16 protein-coding genes are annotated in these 16868 nt (G+C 48.7%); 8 read left to right on the top strand and 8 right to left on the bottom strand.

The genetic code is table 11. The features are described from left to right. Positions 1 to 125: 125 nt before the first annotated feature. Together QP938_01705 and QP938_01700 are read right to left on the bottom strand one after the other, a co-directional pair. Positions 126 to 1160: a FecR domain-containing protein gene (locus QP938_01705; GenBank protein ID WIO74641.1), complete on the bottom strand. Its 1035-nt coding sequence runs from the start codon at positions 1158 to 1160 to the stop codon at positions 126 to 128. Continuing rightward, positions 1157 to 1753: an RNA polymerase sigma factor gene (locus QP938_01700; GenBank protein ID WIO74640.1), complete on the bottom strand. Its 597-nt coding sequence runs from the start codon at positions 1751 to 1753 to the stop codon at positions 1157 to 1159. Before QP938_01700 ends, QP938_01705 begins: the two co-directional genes overlap by 4 nt. 386 nt (positions 1754 to 2139) lie before the next feature. On the opposite strand from QP938_01700, the gene QP938_01695 reads away from it, so the two are divergent. Then, positions 2140 to 3192, top strand: coding sequence for a 3-deoxy-7-phosphoheptulonate synthase (locus tag QP938_01695; protein ID WIO74639.1), 1053 nt, complete (start codon positions 2140 to 2142; stop codon positions 3190 to 3192). Positions 3193 to 3269: 77 nt separating this feature from the next. Here QP938_01695 and QP938_01690 read toward each other — a convergent pair whose 3' ends face one another. Next, entirely contained in the window at positions 3270 to 4181 is a 912-nt protein-coding gene (locus QP938_01690; GenBank protein ID WIO74638.1) for a TraB/GumN family protein, read from the bottom strand. Positions 4182 to 4316: 135 nt separating this feature from the next. Between QP938_01690 and trmY the strand changes: the two genes are divergently transcribed. The 3 genes from trmY (at position 4317) to QP938_01675 (ending at position 6042) form a co-directional block, all read left to right on the top strand. After that, positions 4317 to 4913, top strand: coding sequence for a tRNA (pseudouridine(54)-N(1))-methyltransferase TrmY (gene trmY / locus QP938_01685; GenBank protein WIO74637.1), 597 nt, complete (start codon positions 4317 to 4319; stop codon positions 4911 to 4913). A gap of 145 nt (positions 4914 to 5058) precedes the next feature. Further along, complete coding sequence (locus QP938_01680) at positions 5059 to 5469, top strand: cytochrome b562 (GenBank protein WIO74636.1); 411 nt, start codon at positions 5059 to 5061, stop codon at positions 5467 to 5469. Positions 5470 to 5490: 21 nt separating this feature from the next. After that, a complete protein-coding gene (locus QP938_01675) occupies positions 5491 to 6042 on the top strand; it encodes a cytochrome b/b6 domain-containing protein (protein WIO74635.1) in 552 nt (183 codons plus the stop codon). Here the strand turns inward: QP938_01675 and QP938_01670 are convergent. Further along, the gene (locus QP938_01670) at positions 5931 to 6860 is read right to left on the bottom strand and encodes a helix-turn-helix transcriptional regulator (GenBank protein ID WIO74634.1); all 930 of its coding nucleotides are present in this window, start codon (positions 6858 to 6860) and stop codon (positions 5931 to 5933) included. The two genes, QP938_01675 and QP938_01670, sit on opposite strands and share 112 nt — an antisense overlap. Positions 6861 to 6927: 67 nt before the next feature. Between QP938_01670 and QP938_01665 the strand changes: the two genes are divergently transcribed. After that, positions 6928 to 7857, top strand: a complete 930-nt coding sequence (locus QP938_01665; protein WIO74633.1) for a TlpA disulfide reductase family protein — start codon at positions 6928 to 6930, stop codon at positions 7855 to 7857. Positions 7858 to 7891: 34 nt separating this feature from the next. Here QP938_01665 and QP938_01660 read toward each other — a convergent pair whose 3' ends face one another. Beyond that, complete coding sequence (locus tag QP938_01660; protein ID WIO74632.1) at positions 7892 to 9067, bottom strand: MFS transporter; 1176 nt, start codon at positions 9065 to 9067, stop codon at positions 7892 to 7894. A 198-nt stretch (positions 9068 to 9265) separates the two neighbouring features. Between QP938_01660 and QP938_01655 the strand changes: the two genes are divergently transcribed. Next, complete coding sequence (locus QP938_01655; protein WIO74631.1) at positions 9266 to 10009, top strand: gamma-glutamyl-gamma-aminobutyrate hydrolase family protein; 744 nt, start codon at positions 9266 to 9268, stop codon at positions 10007 to 10009. 254 nt (positions 10010 to 10263) lie between these two features. On the opposite strand, the gene QP938_01650 is transcribed toward QP938_01655, so the two are convergent. Genes QP938_01650 through QP938_01640 form a run of 3 tightly spaced genes read right to left on the bottom strand, consistent with a single transcriptional unit; the run spans position 10264 to position 13473 of the window. Continuing rightward, entirely contained in the window at positions 10264 to 10959 is a 696-nt protein-coding gene (locus QP938_01650) for an MBL fold metallo-hydrolase (protein WIO74630.1), read from the bottom strand. Between the two features lie 18 nt (positions 10960 to 10977). Continuing rightward, complete coding sequence (locus tag QP938_01645) at positions 10978 to 11739, bottom strand: sulfite exporter TauE/SafE family protein (GenBank protein WIO74629.1); 762 nt, start codon at positions 11737 to 11739, stop codon at positions 10978 to 10980. Positions 11740 to 11793: 54 nt separating this feature from the next. Further along, a complete protein-coding gene (locus QP938_01640) occupies positions 11794 to 13473 on the bottom strand; it encodes an aminotransferase class V-fold PLP-dependent enzyme (GenBank protein ID WIO74628.1) in 1680 nt (559 codons plus the stop codon). A 342-nt stretch (positions 13474 to 13815) separates the two neighbouring features. Here QP938_01640 and QP938_01635 point away from each other — a divergent pair, with 342 nt between their 5' ends. Together QP938_01635 and QP938_01630 are read left to right on the top strand one after the other, a co-directional pair. Continuing rightward, the gene (locus tag QP938_01635) at positions 13816 to 14271 is read left to right on the top strand and encodes an Lrp/AsnC family transcriptional regulator (GenBank protein ID WIO74627.1); all 456 of its coding nucleotides are present in this window, start codon (positions 13816 to 13818) and stop codon (positions 14269 to 14271) included. Between the two features lie 78 nt (positions 14272 to 14349). Next, on the top strand, positions 14350 to 16857 hold the full coding sequence (locus tag QP938_01630; GenBank protein WIO74626.1) for an ABC transporter permease: 2508 nt from the start codon (positions 14350 to 14352) through the stop codon (positions 16855 to 16857). The last annotated feature ends 11 nt before the right edge of the window (positions 16858 to 16868 follow it).

Genomic DNA, 16868 nt, shown 5'->3' with positions numbered 1-16868 from the left:
ACCTACCCAAATATATTGTTTAATTTCCAATTATTGGGAAAGCAAATATTGATGCCTTCCACAAAGTAGACGAGAAGCGACATGCCAACTCCCGAATTTTTTGAAACTTTTTTAAATCCAACATACTAATTATTGGAAATAACAATACGATCAAAATGGTGTGTCACTTTCAAGGAGTAGGATTTCTCCAATCCTTTTAACGCTGAAGAAACCCTATCAACCCGAAGAGAAGCATTTATTGGCTTACCCATCAACTCAGCCTCTTCTATAAGGATCTTTTTACCCGTATATCTATTCAATTCATAAACAACTTTAGAAAGTGGCTCACCGGAAAAGTGGATGACACCTCGAGTCCAACTTGTGAACTTATCAAGGTCCACTTTATGTTCTGCCATCAAAGATTCTGCCACCGCGCTATAAGTCACCACCCAACCAGCAGAAACTTTTCTCTGATCAAATAATGTCTCTCTATCTTCAACTCCAATTGCAGGAGCAGCAGCAAATATCTGTTCATCAACATCATGCAGAACTACCACACCTTCCGTGACTGCCAACTGAAATTTTTCCGGCTCTTTCCGCAGTACAAATTCCGTCCCCAATACTGAAACCGCTTTATCCCCCATCACAACACTGAATGGTCGTTCAGAATCGGCTGAGACAGCAAAATTTGCTTCGCCACGCTCCAGAAGTACTCTTCGACTATCCGCCCTGAAATCGACCAATAGCTGTGTTCCTGTATTCAGGATGATTTCGGTACCATCGCTTAGCAACACCTCTTTTTGCTCACCCACTCGCGTCACATAACGCGCCAATTCTTCAGCCTCTCCATTCTCATCAAACCAAGGCTGGATCGGCAAAAGCACAACCGCCAGTAAAATCATGGCGGCTGCAGACAGCCACGGCCAGATCCGTTTCGGCGAGGAAACGACCTTACTCTCGACAGCTTCGTCAAGCCAAGTCCGTACATCTGTATCTGTTTCTAACCCCTGGATATCGGCTAGCATTTCACAGGTTTCCATCACCTCTTTGGCAAACTGTTCATCCGACTGGCACTTTCGTTCAAACCACTCAGCATGATCTTGTTCAGAAACCTCATCGAATAGTTTTCTAGCACTGTTGGCCACCAGTACTTTTCTGAATTTAGTTGATGTGCCGCTCATTTTGCCTCTCCAGCCCGGTCCAACTTATCCCTGGCAGCTTTCAGGCGCACTATCGCGTGCCTGAAATAATGTTCTGCCTTTTTCTCTGTCAACCCTAAATGTTCAGCAATCTGTCGATAGGACATGTATTTGAATCGGCGCAACAAAAATACTTGCCTCCAGGACGGCTTCAGGTCAGCCAGAACCTGTTTGTAAACTTTGAGATAGCTGTCCAGCATCACCAGGTCCTCTGGGGAATCCTGATTCCATTCATCTTCTGGAGTACTGTTATCTTTCTCAGATTGGAGGTATCGAAACTGAACCTGTTGACGACGCTGTAAGTCCACAATCAGGTTGTTAGCCATGCTAAACAAGTAAGCCCGAATGTTATGCTTATCTTTATCTTCACCTATCCAGAATTGGTCTCGGGCCGAGATTTTGGCAAATACCTCCTGGGCGATATCCTCTGGATCTTCACCAATGCCTAGTGTACGCCTTCGAACAAAGTTGACCACGGCATGACCGTGCTCGCGGTATAACTCCAGCAGAGGCTGTGACCTGGAGTCATTCTTCGTTCGAGACAGTTTAATTACCTTACCTGTTGACCGATTCATTCGCTGCTTATATTCATATAACTCTCCTAAAGGGTATACGAATAGCCCACCTCCAACTCCCGAAAATTTTTTCCCTTCATCCGCTACTTACTACTCACCATATAAAGGCAACAAGCACATCAATCATCCCTGGGCAGCTTTTACCCTGGCCATTAGTTAATTGGTAGTCAAATTGTAGATATAGACCCTCAAAGCGCTTTGGTACCTACCTTTGCCTGCATCGCACTCTCTACAGACAGCATCGCCCCCTCAATTACTTTATCCATAAAGCATTTTTTCTTACTTTTTAACAACTTACAAACCAACCTAATTGACCTTGATCACCACTTGTCACATTACGGATGTTACAATTTGCACTTTGACTGAACTGCCCTGGGAAAAACAGCATGACCACCCGTACCGATGATCTACGGATTCGCCACAGCCAACCACTGCTGGCACCAGCAATTCTCAGTACTGAATTGCCATTGCTTGATGAAAGTGCTGAGCTGATAGCTGAATCCCGGAAAACTATCGAAGATATCCTCAGCGGCAAGGACAAACGACTGCTGGTAATGGTTGGTCCCTGCTCTATCCACGACCCCAAGGCAGCCCTTGACTACGCCCGTCAATTGAAAGAAGCCGCGGCCGAATACAGCGACGAGCTGTTCATTGTCCTGCGCGTGTACTTTGAAAAACCCCGCACTGTTATCGGCTGGAAGGGATTGATCAACGACCCTGACCTGGATGGCAGCTTCAAAATCAATAAAGGTCTGCGCATGGCAAGGCAGCTACTGCTGGATGTTGCTGAACTGGGCCTGCCTGCCGCCTCTGAATTTCTCGATACCACAATAGGTCAGTACTACGCCGATCTGGTCAGCTTTGCCGCCATTGGTGCCCGCACTGTTGAAAGCCAGGTACATCGCGAGCTGGCTTCCGGGCTGTCGATGCCGGTAGGTTTCAAGAATCGCACTGATGGCGATATACAGGTAGCGGTAGATGCAATCCGCTCTGCCAGCCATTCCCACTGGTTCCCATCGCTGACCAAAGAGGGCTCTCCCGCAATCCTTGAGACCAGTGGTAATGAGCACTGTTACCTGATCCTGCGTGGCGGTAACGTAAGTGGCCCAAACTTCGACGCCGATGCCATTGCAGATGCGAAGCAAAAACTGGAAGGCGGCGGTGTATCGGCAAGCCTGATAGTCGATTGCAGTCACGGCAACAGTCAAAAGGACCCCAGCCGTCAGCCAATTGTTGCAGAGGCCGTAGCTCAACAAATAGAGCGGGGAGAGACTGCCATTCGCGGCGTGATGCTGGAGAGCCATCTCGTAGGTGGCAGTCAGAATCAAACGTCAGGGCAGGAACTGGTATATGGTCAGAGCATTACCGACGGCTGCCTGTCACTTGAAGATACGCTGCCGGTCTTGAAACGGTTAGCACAAGCAATAAAAAGCCTATGAGCTTGTCGGCTTTCAAAACACCTGAAAAAATGCCCCGGAATTCACGGGGCATTTTTCATTACAATTTCAACTTAAAATCATTGTGAATTTTTTAACGGCTCCACAAGATAACCTTTTTCTTTTAATAATTTCAGAACCCCATCCTCACCCACCAAGTGCGCAGCGCCCACCATCACAAACTCAATGCCTTCTGCATCAAACATAGCTTCGATTTGAGGAATCCAATTGTGATTTCTCTCAACCAGAAATTCATCGTACACATCCGGATATTCTTTAAATTCGTCAATGGTCAATTTTTCCAGCGTATCAAAATCACCCGTTCGCCAGGCTAACCTCAGGTCATTCCATATGGTCTCGGTCTCCGCCATCTTTTCGAGAAAATAGCCAACATCCTGGTCAAAGTTTTCGTCTGGATCTTTACTCAACAATGCCAACTGTTGCTCGATAGTCTCAAGGTGCCCAAAACTTTTCTGATCTTTCTTGCCTTGGCGGGTATAAAACTTTTCAACACCTTCAGCATTCACGAGGCCCTTCTTCACCATATCCATTTGATAAATCATCAAGATCGCAAAATTAGGGTTCATAGCAGATAATTGTCCGAGTGGCAGCCCCAGTTTTGTAACTTCCTCAGTCAATTTTTTACGATTCATTTCAGACAGAAGATCCAACCAGTTTTCACCGCTTGTATTCATCATCAGGGCAGCCATTTTCTGCTGCATCTGAGGTGAGTTCATTGCCTCTGTATCCACTTCAAAGACCAGCTTTTGGGAATTCTGATATGCAGTATCGAAAACAGTCGGCAGTGGATAATCATTTTGGTTAAGTACATGGATCGTCCCTCCCACATAGACCACTTCGTCACCTTTGGTCACTTTCCATACGGGAGATTCCGCTGAGGCTACAACGGGCATCAGCAGTGGCAAAACCATCAGAGAGCGCAAAAACTTGATATAAGACATCTCGACTCCTTTGAGAATAGTTTGAAACAAATGTTGTCCTGCAACTGATAGTAGCACCGTTCTCGATTAAAACCATGAACCAAGCCAGGCTTAATCCACAAAGCCGTTTGCAGGAATGGTGCTACAATTCCGCACCAAATTATCACCTGATCACAATGAGCTCTTATGCGAACCTTTGTCCTTCGTGCCCGCGCCGCTTCCACTGACAGCCGCAAGTTGCTGGCCAGCATCGGCGACAGCGCCCATCCGGAAGTGTTGGCACACAGCCTGATGAACGCAATTTTCACCGCCCAGTCTCATCGCGATGACGTTGCAATGCATCTGGTACTGGAGAGCACAGCGGACTTCTCACGCACTATCAGCTTTACCGCCAGCGAGATGCGCGATATAGGTGGCTTCCATGAACAGGCGCTGCTCACTTTGGTTGCCAAAGCACTGGACGCCTCAGTCGGCATGGCAAAAGAGACAGATAAACTGGTGTCACCGGGCATTCGGGTGCGAACCCTGAGCTTTGAGAAACTGGTGCAAGAGCTGGCGGAGACCCACCAGCTGTATATCATGGATAAAAAAGGCACCTCTATCCGCGATATTGAGCTCCCAGATAACCCGTGCTTTTTATTGACCGACCATATTCCAATGCCGAAAAAGAGCTTCAACAGCCTGAAAAGACTCGGAGCCGAAAAAATCAGCCTCGGCCCCAAAATGCTGTTTGCATCACAATGTGTTGTGTTAATCCACAATGAACTGGATATACAACTCTAAAACACTGGCTGGGGCTGTCTTAACAATCCTTTACACGCGCCCCTCTTGTTCAAAGCAAACAACTTTGTAAACTGGACGATCTTTGATCAGCAGCGGGCTGATCATATATAAAAATACCGATTATATTGGAGAGGTAACACCACCCATGCGTAATGTTATTAAACTGCTGTCTGCTGCCGCCCTGCTGGGAACTTTCGCCATTGCCCCCACCACCTATGCCGCCAAGCCGGCGGAAGACAGTGTAGTCTCCAAAAATTTCAAACAAGTGGGTCGCACCCTGCGCGGTTTGCGCTCCGCAGAAACCGCTGACGACGTTGCCAAAATCCTCACCAAAGTTAAGAAGTTCAGCGAGAAAAACCGTGATGAGATCCCAACTGTTCTTGGCGCTAACTCTCCCAAACTCGCTGATTACACCAAAGGGATGGACAACTTTATTGCCAAGGTTGACGAGGCATTGAAGCTGGCTGAGGCGGGCGATAAAGATGGTGCCATGAAGATTGTCAGCACTTTCCGCGAAACCAAGCAAAAAGCCCACAAACACTTCGAAGTAGATTAACTCCAGCATTCACATCCAGTTATGAGTAATCAGCAACCTCGCTGGAGCTGGGATCTTCTGGTGCGACTGATCCACTGGTCAGTCGCTACCCTGTTCCTGGCTAACTATTTTTTCACAGAACCGGGATACGAATTGCACACCAATTTTGGCTGGGCCATTCTCGGCTTGGTGATTTTGCGGATACTTTGGGGCATCAGCTTTGCCAAAGGTCCCAACCACCTGCGCAACTTTGCTCCAACCCTGACTGGTGCCCAGCACCATCTAAAAGAATTGAAAACCCGTCAACGCCCGCAAAAAGTAGGACACAATCCCTTTGGAACTATCGCTATCTACCTGATGTGGTTTGGCCTGAGTGCAGCGGCATTTACAGGCTGGCTACAAGATACCGACTGGGGCTTTGATAATGGCGCCGATCTCTGGCACGAGTGGATTGTAGATGGGGTATTTCTTTTGGTTGTCGTTCATGTGTCAGCTGTTGTGCTGACCTCATTGTGGCTGCGGATCAACCTGGCCAGGGCAATGGTAGTAGGCCGCCTGAAAACTGCGCCAGACTCAGACTCGCCGCTAGGCTGACACCTATCGCGCTGACGGTACTGACTGGGGGTCAGCCCCACTACCTGCCTGAACTGTCGAATAAAATGCGCCTGATCGCTGTAGCCTAACTGGTTGGCAATATCCGCCCCCGATTCTGTTGAACTCATCAAAAGGTGCCGCGCCTCGCCTATCCGATAGGCGTTGGTGCACTCTTTCGGAGTAATGCCCAGTGAGTTGCGAAACATCCTTTCCAGCGAACGCCGGCCAAGCGACAGCTGCTCCGCTACGCTTTCAATGCCAACCATCCCGCGGGCATCAGCCATAAAACCAAGCGCTTCCATGACCGGCGATGCCAGCTCGTAGTCGCTGCGCAAATGCCGCAACAGCCAACTCTCAACCCGCACCACCATCTCCTGAGCGGAACTGGCCTCGGCCAACTGCTGATGCAGGGCGCTCACCCCTCCGCAGCCCAATTCCGACAACAGCGCATACTGATTTTTCAACTCGACAACCGCACCCGACAGCGCAGCCGCTCCACCCGGTTTAAAACGCACCCCAAAAGCCTGCACTTCACCGCTCATTTCCAGCGGTAATGTTCGCGTGTGCGAACCAGTATACACAACTGTCTCTTGCCAACTCTCACCATCGATGACCAGTCGCCCACCCAGATGAAACACAATGCCAGAGCCGTTCTCCGGGTGAAGCAACTCATGTTGGCAGCGGCCATTATCCGCGCGCCTTAACAGCCAGTAGTGGCACACAAACCGACGCAATAGCGGCGCCGCAGGGAACCATTGCAGGCCTAGCGGATAGGAGGCATTCGCCAGACGTTCGATGTGTGGTTCAAGCTGTCGCAAAAATACAATCCCCGCCGCATAAATATCGCTATGGTGAAGCTCCTACCCACTCTATCAAGGTAAAAACATGACAAATAGATTGATTCGATGGTTGATGCCGCTCTGCCTAATCGCAGCATCTCAATTCGCAATTGGTGGTGAGAGAAAGCTCGACACTAACCTGCAGGCAGCCTACCTCGACGCCTCGCTCACTCGGCCGGATGGCAGCCGGTTTACCCTAGCAGATTACTTGGGCAAAAAACCAGTCTACCTGAAAATCTGGGCCAGTTGGTGCGCGCCCTGTCGGCAGCAGATGCCCCAGTTCCAAAAGAGCTACGAGCAGTATGGCGACCAGATTGAGTTTATCGGCGTCAACCTCGACTTGAACGACAGCGCCGAGGCGATTGATGATCTAGTGGAGCAGCTTCAACTGACACTACCCATGGCCGCAGACAACCTGGGCGAGCTGGCGGCGGCTTTTAACACTCTGGAAACCCCCGATCACATCCTGCTCGACAAGCAGGGACGAATCCTCCACCGGAGTCACGATGCCACCCCTGCGCTGGAGCGAAAGCTGGCGTCACTTACCCAAAATGCCAACAATGGCACTGTCGATCTGAAACTCACCAGCAACCGTCCACAGGCGCTGTTTTTTACCATTGCCTGGTGCGATCAATATTTTCAGGAATCACACCCGGCAATGGCACAGAGCTGCATTCAGGCTCAGGCAGCCATCAACGCCCTGCAACTGCGCCACCCGGAACTGGACTGGACAGGAGTGCTGTCACCTCTGTGGACCAACCCCGAGATGCTGTCAGACTACCGCGAGCGCCATAGGGTCAACCACCCGCTTGTGATCGATAACGGCCAGCGTACATTTCACCGGTTCGCAGTGAAAGATGCGCCAACCCTGCTGATTACTCATCGCGGCCGAGAGGTTCTTCGAGTGTCAAACCCTAGCCAAGTGGACCAGCTTTCCCAGCAATTGTCCGAGCTCAAACCCAAGCTCGCCCCCTGAAACTCGGCTGGCCTGGACAGCCAGCGGACTGCTCTCAGCCGCTGGCGTTCACGGGTCTTGCCCTGGAGCCGACAAACAACACCACCGCAATCACCAGAACCACCACAGGTATACAGATTAAATTCATTCGCTCCCAACCAAGCGATGCCTCCAACCAACCCGATGCCTGTGCCGACAAGGCCACCATACTGAATATCAGGAATTCATTTGTTGCCTGTGTTTTTGGCTTTTCTGAATCACGATATGACCCGGTCACCATATGGGTGGCGCTGATAAACATAAACGCCCAGCCAACCCCCAACAGCAGAAGCGCAGCAGAAAAATGCCACTGGCTCTGGCCATTCAGGTTGATGGAAATACAAGCCAGCAACAGCAAGCCACCAACTGTGATCATAGGTATTGTTCCGAAGCGGGCAATCAGCTTGCCGGTAAAGAAGCCGGGAATAAACATTCCCAAAACATGCAACTGGATCACTCCCGCGGCCTGCTGAAAACTGAACCCACAACCCGTCATCGCCAAAGGTGTTGCCGTCATCAAAAGGTTCATCACTGTGTAACTGACCATCGCCACCAGTACCGATACTATAAATACAGGCTGCCTGATAATTTCCATCAATGGTCGAGTCACTTCATCAGCATGGTCGGTTCTACGTGCTGGAAAACGTACAAATATCAAAACCGTAATGGCCAGCATGTAGAGAACCAACAAGCCCCAGAACGCCCCCACAAAAGGTGTATCGGCAACCAGGCTCTGACTGTATACCGCCAGGTTTGGCCCGGCGATAGCCGCCAGAACACCTCCGGCCATGACAATGGAGATGGCTCTCACCTGCTGCCCCTTATCACTCAACTCTACCGCTGCAAAGCGATATAGGGTGCCAAAGCCAATGCCAATTCCCAACATAAAGGTCCCAACACACAAAAGAGCAAAGGCCTCTGTGTACAAAGCCCGAATACAGCAAATCGCACCGAGTATTCCGACTATGTTGCCCAACACAAAACCACGCTTGCGACCCACTTTATCCATGATAAATGAGGCGGGAATGGTGGCGCACATCAAGCCCAGAAACTGCATTGCCACTGGAAAAGTGATCAATGCTTCATCGGGCGCCAGCCATTGGCCAATAAGCGCCGTGACTGAAACCAGCAGTACATTGCCAGTGGTTAACAACGCCTGACAAAGTGAAAGTGCCAATACACCCGGGTTCATGGTTCATCCCTTTTAAAAAGCGCCAAGTGTACTGTGTTTTTTAACCACCCGTGGAAGTTGTGAGCATAAATGGCAATCCACAATTTCGTGGGATGGTTTCGATGACAAACTGTGGATAACCTTCTCAAGCCCAGGCGGGGCAAAGGCTCACGAGAACTGGTCACTTTTTCGACAGCACAAATAGGCTATGCTTTGCCCATGGCAAAGATACTGGTTTTTCAGCACGTTCCTTATGAGCCGCTCGGACTGCTCGACCCGCTATTGCGAGAACACCGTCATCGCATTCGGTATATCAACTTTGCCCGAACCGATGCAGAAATTCCGCCTCTTAAAAATTACGGTGGACTGATTGTATTAGGTGGCCCGATGAATATCGGTGAAGAGCATCAATACCCACACCTCGAACTTGAAAAACAGGCACTCAGGGAAGCGCTGGAATTAGAGCTTCCAATACTGGGTATCTGCCTTGGAGCACAACTACTGGCCAGCGCACTGGGGGCGAGAGTTTATCGAATAGAAAAGCCAGAGATTGGCTGGCATGAGCTACATCGCACTGATAGAGGGTCTACCGATCCTGTCGCCTGCCATTTCGAAAAAACCGAACAGATATTTCAGTGGCACGGTTATACATTTGAGCTGCCCAAAACTGCCGAGCTTTTATTACAGGGTCAGAACTGCGTTAATCAGGCCTTTCGGGCTGGCCACAATGCCTATGGCTTTCAATTTCACCTGGAAGCATGCCAACAATTAATTCGACGCTGGGTAAATCTTCCCGCTCACAAAGACGAGCTGGCAACTCTGGGCGGGGTTACCGCACAACAGATCAAAGAGGCTACCACCGAACATTTACCTCGCAGCCAGCAACTGGCCAACCAGGTATTTGGAGCCTTTGTTAATTTGCTGCCAGCTGTTCGTCGGCAGCATCAAATTGGCTCTCGCTAGAATTAAGAACTTATCAGTCCAGTGATTTTTTAGACAAAAAAAACCTGCTTTGCAGTAATGTGACTCACTTAAGAAGTATCGTCATTCCCGCGTAGGCGGGACTAAGCATTGAGCGCCGGAGGCGATAATCCACCATTTTGAGTACTTTTCGAAATGGATCCCCGCCTACGCGGGGATGACAAGTACTTCCGATAACTTAAGTGAACAGTATTACTGTATTGCAGGGCTTTTTCACATCACGAATACGTAAGCTGTTATTCCATTCCCAACTTCAGGTTAGCAGGAACAGCCACATCAATCAGTTTTGGTTTTGGCAAGTTGAGGCTATCCATAATTTCGGCATAACCTTCTGCATCGCTAACCTGCAGACGCGGATTAAAGCGCTTCTCTTCACCGATGGTGCTAACCGTCATACCTTTGTAGTCGTGCCCCGGATATACCAGAGTCTCTTCCGGTAAGGAGAGCAACTTGGTGGTGATGGAATTAAAATGATCGGCAGAATCACCATGCTGGAAGTCGGTACGCCCGGTACCGCGAATAAACAGGGTATCTCCGGTAAACAAATAGTTCTGTCCGTTATTTTCCAGCAGGAAGCAGTAGGAATCGTCGGTATGGCCCGGGGTGTACAACACCTTCAGGTCAATGCTGCCGACAGAGATCACATCACCGTCGTGAATGCGTTGGTCCACTCCTTCAGCGGCAGACTTTTCACCTTGAATTACTGTACAACCGGTGGCCTCACGCAATTTGCCAGCGGCCGTTACATGGTCTGCGTGAACATGGGTTTCCACGGTGCTATCCAGAGTCAATTCCAACTCTTTCAGCAGATTGAGATACAAATCCACTTTTTCCAATACCGGATCAATCAACAGCGCTTTACCGCTATCGCGATCGGCAATCAGGTAAGTGTAGGTATAGGAAACCTCATCGAACAATTGACGGAATAACATAGCTACCACTCGCTCCTGTTATAAAAATTCTTGTACTAATGTAATTGAAACCAAGCCGACCACGCAGGTGGCAAAAATTTCCTGCAATTTAGGCCCTGATACCCATCGAGTAACCAGCGTGCCAATAATCATACCTGTCACTGCACCAGCGGTGATTTCCAACAGCACCGACCAGTCGCTCATTGGCTGCAACATTAAGTGAGAACCAAAACCCACGGTGCTCACCACTGAAATAACCAGCAGTGACGTCGCGGCGGCACGCTTCATGGCCATTCCGACAAACAACGTCAGAATCGGCACCACGAAAAAGCCGCCACCAACTCCAAATAACCCAGACAGCAGCCCGGTTGCAGCACCGGTCAACGCCAAAATACTCCAGCTAACTTCGCGCTGCTGGGGCAGTGGCTGGTCATTTTTCACCGCTTTGCGATGACTGCGCGCCTGCAGAATCATCCGAACAGCAATAAACAGCGCCAGCAACGAGAATCCAACAAGCTTTAAACGCTCGTCCAGCTGCATGGACAACCAACGTCCCACTGGCGCCAGTAACGCACCTCCGGCAATCATAGCCGCCGCTGTGCGCCAGCAGATCAACTTTTGCGGCAGACGGGTTGCCACACCAACCATGGCACTGATACTCACTACACCCAGCGACATTCCCGCCGCATGACTGGTGCTGTACCCGAGTAGCAACATAAAAAGCGGTACCGCAAATACGGCACCGCCCGCGCCTGTCATGCCCAATACCAGGCCGACAATAGCACCAACTGCTAATTCCACTGTTTGATACTGCTCAATTAAACAGCGAACAGTCAGACTTTAAATTGCGTCCGATCACGCAGTCAGTTCCACTTCGCTATTTTCATCCTGAGGCAAACTGAACCAACGCAACGCTTCGGCACTTTCCGGCAGCTCCAGAGTGTAAATCTCGCCATCGCGACTGCCACGAGTCAGCTCCTGCTCAGCCAGCGCCATAAAGTGTGACAGCGGCTGTTCTTCTTTGCCCAACTTGTTGGCAGGAATCTGGAACTCACCAGACTCGTAGCTGATGTCCTCAAGACTTACAGAAATCGGCATGCGACGGTTTTGGTACAACCAAACGCCGTGGGCCTGATCAAAGCGGTAGTATGGCATCAGCTTATAGCCGTGTTCAGCGACCAGCTCAACCGCACGCAGAATGTACTCAAAAGTCTCTTCATCAATGAAGTAGTTGAAGTTCATTCTCACCCAGCCCGGACGCATTACCATCAGGCCATTGGTCATTTCCGCTTCCAGCGCCTTGCTGTATTCCATATCCATACCAAGCAGTTCATGGCCGTAAGGACCGGCACAGGAACAACCACCGCGAGACTGAACACCAAACAGGTCGTTGAGCAGCGCTACGACAAAACCGTAGTGCAGGTACTTGCCTTTGTGCTTCAGTTGCAGGGAGATAATGGACAGGCGCTCGGCATCCGGGCAGCCCAGAATTTCAATATTCGGGTTATTGCGCCAGCGAGCGATAGCACGGGTCACAAAATCGTGCTCACGATGTTCGATCTCTTTGGTGCCCACAGCCGCCTGCAGCTGGAATACCAGACCGGTACGGATGGACTCAATAACCGCCGGGGTACCACCCTCTTCACGACGCTCAAGGTGATCGGCATACAGGTGATCTTCGGGAGTCACATATTTCACGGTACCGCCACCTACAATTGCCGGCACGCGGTTGGTCAGCAGTTGTTTTTTCACAACCAGAACGCCAGGAGTACCCGGACCGCCAACAAATTTGTGCGGGGAGATAAACACAGCGTCTTTGTAAGCGCCTTCATCGCCGTTCATATCGATGCCAACATAAGGAGACGCCGCCGCATAGTCCCAGAAGGAGATGGCGCCGTGGTTGTGCAACAGCTTGGCGATAGTATCCACATCGGTTTTCAGACCGGTCACGTTGGAAGCCGCAGAGAAGCTGCCGATCTTCAGCGGACGATCTTTATAGCGAACCAGCTCTTCTTCCAACTTCTCGAGATCCATTGCACCACTGTGCTTCAGCGGAATAGTTACCACATCGGCAATACTCTCGCGCCATGGCAGCTCATTGGAGTGGTGCTCGTAAGGACCGATAAACACAACCGGGCGTTTCTCAGCCGGAATCTGGTCCAGAAATCCATATTCATCGTTGAGATTAGCCGGCAGACGCATATTGAGGACATCAATCATCTTGTTAACTGCTGCGGTAGCTCCCGGGCCACAGAAAATAACCAGGTCATCTTCACCACAGTTCAAAGACTTCTTGATGATATCGCGAGCCTGCTCACGCAGCAGGGTAGTCTGCATACCGGTGTAGGAAGTCTCAGTATGAGTATTGGCGTAATAAGGCATTACTCGTTGCTGGATAAAGTTTTCAATGAAATCCAGTGAGCGGCCAGAGGCAGTGTAATCCGCATAAACCAATGGCTTAACACCAAAGGAGGTTTCAATCTGCTGCCGTTCACCAATGACGGCCTGGTTGATGTAATCAATCAGTCGTTGCATATCGCTTGTATCCAGAAAATTAGATGAATTCATGTCTATATTTACAATTGGGTGAAATTTTAATCCAAAGTTGCGGGAATTTTGTTGCTATTTATCCCAGAAGACCCGCCACCCTGTTAACGACAGATCTAAAATGACACCACAAACAAATACAAAACACCAATATAGGCACAAATATTAGAAAGTGATACTTACAAAGCACAAATATATAGTACGTGCATACTAAATATAACTTTCTTGATGATCTTTTGTCACATTAGCTGCACGAAAGGAAACTTTGTTCCTGAAATGAGCTATTATGCAAAACAAAGACATTAAAAATTGACCCGATGAGCCCTTCAAATGGATAAATTCGACAAAGCAATCCTCGAAACACTTCAAAAAGATGCAACCCTGTCTGTTGCAGAAATTGCTGACCGTATCTCACTCTCCAAAACCGCTTGCTGGAGACGTATTCAAAAGCTGGAATCGGAGGGGGTAGTCAAGTCCCGAGTTGCCCTTTTGGACCAGGACAAACTGAACCTCACTCTCTCGGTGTTTATATCTATCCGCACCAACCGGCATAACGAAGAGTGGTTCAAAGAGTTCCGTCGCGTAGTCACCAGTATCCCGGAAGTACTTGAGGTATATCGCATGAGCGGCGAGCTTGACTACCTGGTGCGCGCTGTAGTAACCGACATGTCCGGTTTTGACAAACTCTATCAGGAGCTGATCAAGGCTGACCTGTTTGATGTCAGCTCCAGCTTTGTGATGGAAACCATCAAGCACACCACAGAACTGCCTCTGGATCACCTGTAATTCACACTGACGATCTAACCGGTCTGCGGAGAAACCCCAGGCCGGATTTGCATAATAACTTAAAGCAAAGGACCTGCAATGTACTCCAACTACAGCCTTCTTATTTGGAGAAACCTGCTCAGACAACCTGTAGCGTCTGCCATAAATATCCTGACTCTGGCCATTGGCCTTACAGCCGCTACGGTAGCGATTATTATTCTGTACTACCACTTAGGCTTTGAGCAGCAATACCCAAATGCCGACAACATCTACCAAATACGCCAAAAAGCAATCCTCGCTAACGGAGAAATCTATGATAATTCAATGATTAATTACAGATATCATCAGCAGATTCAACAAAACTACCCTGAACTCAACTCCACTCTTTATAACTACAGCATTTTCAGGGAACCAAGTGAGCCAAACTCAAAAATCCAGCTGAACGACTTTGATGTCACAGAAGAGTCTTTTCTAAAAGCCGATCAAAGTTTCTGGAGATTTTTTGAGATACCCTTTATAGCGGGAGATGCCGATACTGCACTGTCACAACCCTATACCCTGGTTATAACCGCATCATCGGCCAAGCGACTGTTTGGTGACCGGGAAGCACTTGGACAAGTGATACAACTTCATAAGTGGCCAATGAAAATTGTTGGCGTTATCCCCGACTTTCCAGAACAAACGGTATTAAACCCCAACCTGCTTTCTTCTGAAATCCATTTTAGCGGCCTGATTATTTCCGCCTCATCAAAAGAAATTCCTTTTGGATTCTACAAAAAATCCACAGAAAACTGGAGTGACTCTGAGCATGTCCATTCATATATTGCGCTTCCACCTGAGGGTAACACCAAAGCTCTCGAGCAGGAATTCACATCCCTTATCCTTGGCAACCTCCCCAAAGGCTCAACTCCATTCGCAAAAACAGAACTCAAATTAGCTCCACTGAAAGGACTCCACCTTAGAGAAAGCATTCAGTCAAAGACAGGGTTAAACATTAACAGCTGGAAATTTCTCATAATCATGTTATCAATGGCTGCTGCAATACTGTTAGTTGCCTGCCTCAACTCAACCGTAATAAGCACAGTCCTTTACCAACGCAGAGCTATCGAAGTCGGCATTCGAAAAATATCAGGCGCAACTCCCACATCCATTGCCCGCCAATTCTTTTCGGAATCAATCTGCATTACTGTGTTGGCAGCTACCGTTGCAGCAGTCCTGATAGCTTTCTCCCTTCCATGGATCAATCAGGCAACAAATTCTGATCTTGGGAAAGTAACATTTTTAACCCCAACCTTTGTTAGCGCCCTAATGGCCCTCATTATATTCGTCAGCTTAGCAACATCCTGGTACCCAGCATATCGACTGGGAACAACACCTCCCCTCTTAGCGATTGAAAAGCAAGCCCACTCCAAAAAGAATAGCCGAATCATCACAGCCTTGACCATTTTACAATTTATATTTTCAATTGCTTTATTTTCCACACTGACTGTCATGAGCTTTCAACTGAAGCACATATCTCAACTGGATATCGGCGCCAATTTTGAAAACATAATTCATTTTCAACATGATCAATTCAATATTTTTTCCGAGAAAACAGCTATCACTCGAAAACAGCTTCTACAACACCCTGACATACTCTCAGCCAGGAGTATTGACCATTTTTATGGGCACCCTCTCCTTCAATCAAAAATAGAATTCTTTAACAACAACCTACCACCTGAGACCAAAAACCTCACCATGTGGCCAACCAACCCTGATGGATTTTTGGAACACCACCAAATTAACCTTCTGTCAGGGGAAAAATTCTCGAGGGCATCGCCAATCACATCACAAGATGAATACGTGAAATTTATGCAGGAAAACAAAGAGAATCTCGAGGCATTACTGACTTTACAAGGCCTCCAGAAGATAGGAGTAGCAGATCCAAAACAGGCTATCGGAGCAAAAATAACAAGCCCGAACGCTCAATCATTTCGCATTGTCGGTGTAATTAATGCCTTCCCAAAGGTCACCACTGAAAACGACCACTTGGGCGCAGATATAATCCCAGCCTTCCGATACCCTCACAGCTACAACTCAATTCGCTTCAAGGAAGGAACAAAGGAATCCGTTAAGCAATACATAAAATCCATAATTGAAGATCAGTCGGAAAGCACTGATGAGGTGGTTTTTATGGACTCCAAGCCATTTGGGCTCCAGCAACTTGAAAAAAACATATCCCAACCCATCTCCCACCTTGCCTCCCTGGGTATCGGTGCACTTGTTATTTCTGTCCTAGGCCTCTATGCCATCAGCCTCCTGAACGCCCAGCGTCGTTTTCACGAAATTGGCATTCGAAAAGTGCTTGGTGCTTCCAAAAAAAGACTGAGCGGCCTCATGGTGTTTGATAGCTGCAAACCACTACTGGTTTCCCTAATTATAGGGCTTCCGGTCGGCTATTTGATCAGCAAACAATTTTTGCAAGCCTTCATAGAACAACCCCCAATCGCCTTAATTGTTTTTGCATTAGTGCCAGCGGTCGTAGTATTAATCGCTGTACTGGTCACCCTTAGCCATTCACTCTCAGCGGCAAAATGCGATCCTGCAAAAGTGTTACGAAGCCAATGACGTCTCAGCAC

The sequence above is a fragment of the Porticoccaceae bacterium LTM1 genome, assembly GCA_030252795.1.
Taxonomy (GTDB): Bacteria; Pseudomonadota; Gammaproteobacteria; order Pseudomonadales; family Porticoccaceae; genus SCSIO-12696.
Note: the sequence above shows the minus strand (reverse complement) of the source record. Positions and strands in the feature narration are given on the sequence as shown.